General features: G+C 34.4%; 4 protein-coding genes. 2 read left to right on the top strand and 2 right to left on the bottom strand.

Going from position 1 to position 3,682, the window contains the following annotated elements; all coding sequences use genetic code 11:
• Positions 1 to 356, top strand: a 356-nt coding sequence (locus ACH2BP_RS09765; protein ID WP_395059386.1) for a DinB family protein, incomplete at its 5' end; no start/stop codon positions are given.
• Here the strand turns inward: ACH2BP_RS09765 and ACH2BP_RS09760 are convergent.
• Positions 349 to 1,092: a PdaC/SigV domain-containing protein gene (locus tag ACH2BP_RS09760; RefSeq protein WP_395059384.1), complete on the bottom strand. Its 744-nt coding sequence runs from the start codon at positions 1,090 to 1,092 to the stop codon at positions 349 to 351. The genes ACH2BP_RS09765 and ACH2BP_RS09760 overlap by 8 nt on opposite strands.
• A gap of 191 nt (positions 1,093 to 1,283) precedes the next feature.
• On the opposite strand from ACH2BP_RS09760, the gene ACH2BP_RS09755 reads away from it, so the two are divergent.
• The gene (locus tag ACH2BP_RS09755; protein WP_395059382.1) at positions 1,284 to 2,429 is read left to right on the top strand and encodes a cystathionine gamma-synthase; all 1,146 of its coding nucleotides are present in this window, start codon (positions 1,284 to 1,286) and stop codon (positions 2,427 to 2,429) included.
• A 120-nt stretch (positions 2,430 to 2,549) separates the two neighbouring features.
• Here the strand turns inward: ACH2BP_RS09755 and ACH2BP_RS09750 are convergent, their stop codons facing one another.
• Complete coding sequence (locus ACH2BP_RS09750; RefSeq protein ID WP_395059380.1) at positions 2,550 to 3,350, bottom strand: glutamate dehydrogenase; 801 nt, start codon at positions 3,348 to 3,350, stop codon at positions 2,550 to 2,552.
• Positions 3,351 to 3,682 lie beyond the last annotated feature (332 nt).

Here is a 3,682-nt window from a genome sequence, read left to right as displayed (position 1 = left end):
GCAATAATTTGATTTGGAATATCGGTCACATTATCGTGTCACAGCAACTATTGGTTTACAAACTTTCTGGTTTACCGATGATGATTTCTGATGAATTAGTCGAGAAATACAAAAAGGGAACCAAGCCGGAACACATTGCTATGCAAGCCAAAGTGGACGAAATCAAATCGTTATTGTTTGAAACTATACAACAAACCAAAGTGGATTATGACAATCAAATTTTCAAAAACTACATGGAATATACCACATCAACAGGCGATCACGTTTTAAGAAATGCCGAGGATGCCATGGCTTTCAGTAATTTCCATGAAGGGCTTCACATTGGGGTTATGATGAGTATCCGAAAATTTATTTAACCGCCAAATATTCGTTCACTTCTTTATAAGACAACAATAATTCCTTAGGTCCATCAGAGTAAGAAGCGGCTTCATAAGGATTATAATGTAAAAGTAGTCCTTTGTCGGTATAAAAAATATTTTGTGGAAGTTCAAATTTTTCGTCTTCAAATTGATATCCTGTTGCGTTTATTGGTTGGTTTTCAGGGATTTTATATTTAGCTCTGAATTTTTTTTCAACGAAAGCCTTGAACGCATTTCTATCTTTAAATAATTTATTATTTGGAATTGATTTTCCAGTTTCAGGATCAAAAATCAAAGAGCGTAAACCTTGATATCCGTGAGCGCCACCAGTATAAGTATAGTGCTTGATTTCTATATTCAAAATGCTGTCTGACTGATATTTTACACTGCCCTCAATTTTAGCTTCCCATCCAAAAACGTCCTTTGGATATTCTTTTTGCAGTTTTTCGTAGGAACCAATAAATGAAGCCATTAATCCTTTATAGTCGGTTGATGTATATGGTTTTTCGCCAAAGTAAATAATCTCTTTCAAAACAGAAAATACTTTTTTATTGATGCTGTCAGCTACAATCGGGACATCTTTTGCGATCGGAATTTGCACGCTAATTTGAGGACAATCGTTTTTGCAAGGTAAAGTTGTTTTTTTCTGAAAAGATTGGTCCTCAAAAGCTAATTCTTTAGAACAACGGGTCATTGAAAAAAGCAATACGGCAAAAATAATAATATGTTTCATCTCAAAAATGTTAATTAAATACAAAGGTATCAACTTGTGGCTTGGATAGAATAAATTAAAGGGTAAATTTGTGAAACATTTTCGCACTTTAAAATTAAAACATAGGAAACGAGCATTATGTAATTTGGATTTAAACCCGGATGAAGATGCGTCGGTTCCATATTCTATAAAAAATAAAATAGTATCTACTTATGAAATTCAATACTAAAGCCATTCACGGTGGTCAGCACCATGATCCAAGTACAGGAGCCGTTATGCCTCCAGTTTATCAAACGTCAACATTTGTGCAAACAAGTCCTGGGAAACCAGTAAATCCTGATTATGAATATAGCAGGGCCGCGAATCCCACTAGAACAGCATTGGAAAATGCATTAGCAAGTATTGAAAACGGGACGCGAGGTTTAGCTTTTTCGTCAGGATTAGCAGCGACGGATTGTATTTTACGTTCTTTTAAATCCGGTGATGAAATCATCGCCATGGACGATTTATATGGCGGTACTTACAGAATGTTTACCCGTATTTATAAGGATTCGGGAATTAAGTTTCATTTTGTTGATATGAATGATTTGGAGAAATTCCAGTCATTAATCAATGAAAACACAAAATTAGTGTGGGTAGAAACCCCAACAAACCCGCTGATGAAATTGGCAGATATTCAAGAAATTGCCAAAATCACCAAAGAAAAGAAAATCCTTTTTGCGGTAGATAACACCTTTGCGACTCCATATTTGCAAAAACCGTTAGACTTAGGGGCTGATATTGTGATGCATTCTGCAACGAAATATCTTGGCGGACATTCTGACGTTATTGCAGGTGCTTTGATTGTAAAAGACGAAGCACTAGGAGAACAATTGCATTTTCAACAATTTGCAACGGGAGCCACTCTAGGACCAATGGATAGTTTCTTAGTGCTGAGAGGAATTAAAACATTGCATTTACGCGTGCAAAGACATTGTGAAAATGGAGAAAAAGTGGTTGCGTTTTTAGACAATCATCCAAAGATTAAAAGAGTGTATTATCCAGGATTGCCAAGTCATCCGTATCATGAAATTGCAAAAAAGCAAATGAGTGGTTTTGGAGGAATGGTTTCCTTTACTTTTGTTTCAGGCAAAAAAGAGGATGCCATCAAATTTTTAGAGAATCTTAAAGTATTCACTTTGGCAGAATCTCTAGGAGGAGTAGAATCATTAGCAAATCACCCCGCTTTGATGACTCACGCCTCGATTCCGGAAGACAAAAGAAAAGAAATTGGAATTACAGATGATCTGGTTCGATTGAGCGTGGGTATTGAAGATGCTGATGATTTAATCGAAGATTTGAAGCAAGCATTAGCTTAATATATTAAAATATTTTTCTCTCCTTCAGATATGTTTTGGAGAGAATAAAAAATCCCAATTCTATCCCGAAGTGTCGGTATTAGAATTGGGATTTTGTTTTTTATATTAATGGTATTTCCACTATTGTAAATAATAAATATATCCAAAATTAAACCAAACCAACCAGTCGTTAGCTTTGTTTTCTTTGTATAAAGCTGGATTAGGATTTAAACCATCTACCCAATTAGAGAAAAAATACTGAAATCTTAAATCGACCATCAAATCCCTTAATGGGCTTAATTTATAGCGAGTTCCAACACTTGAAACCACTGACCATACAGAGCCTCCTTCGGTAGAAAAACCATAAGGGCGACCATCAGTCGGGGTTAAATATTTAGGGAAGGTAGTCCTTGGAATTCCTAAAGGGCCCATAGTTGAAGATGCTTTAGCATTATAATAACTGAATTGAGCTCCAAGACTTACAAAAGGTCCTAATTTTCCAATTGTTGCGGTAAATTCACGGATGCTTAAAGGGAAATATTCTAATTGCATTCCTATATTGGTAACGGCAGTGCTTCCGTACATTGCTTTTAGTTGCTCTTTGCCTTCTGAGGGTTTACCTTCTACCCATCGTCCAAAATGTTTCAATTCGGTTTTGTTATAAGAAAGCTCGCTTCTTAATTTAAAATGATCGTTAAAATAAGTTTCAGGAGTATAACAATCACAATCAGCTCTGTAAGAAAAATTTATATAATGAATAATACCAATTCCCATTCCAGTATTTCCAGAATTAGTTTTTAAATCGTGGCGTTCCCCATAGTCAGATTGAAAGGCTATGGGCCCAGCAATAACTCCTATTTCATGGGAAAATCCAAATTGTGCATTTGAATGATGTGAAAAACCCAACAGGATAAATAAAGTTAGTAGTATTCGTTTGATCATTATTAGTTAAATTTTCAAATCTTCACAAATATATAAAAACATCACTCATTAATTAAAAAAATAAAAATTTAAAATAAGTGAACATATTCTTATTTGATTACGAAAAATATAACGATTTCGGGATAAATGATGGTTTAGAAGAGGATTTCTTGGTATTTGCTTAATAAAAAGATAATTCTATTGATAAAACGAAAAAAAAGAGGGCGATATTCCTAGAAGATGTATATTTGTAGTCACTAACGAAAACGTTTTCTTAAACGTTAATAATCTATTAATCATGTCACAAAGTATTACTACTTTTATCGAATCGGTTGCTAAAAAGAATCCGAACG

The organism is Flavobacterium sp. (genome assembly GCF_043756175.1).
Taxonomy (GTDB): domain Bacteria; phylum Bacteroidota; class Bacteroidia; order Flavobacteriales; family Flavobacteriaceae; genus Flavobacterium.
The sequence above is the reverse complement of the archived record's forward strand: the minus strand, read 5'-3'. Positions and strand labels throughout refer to the sequence as shown.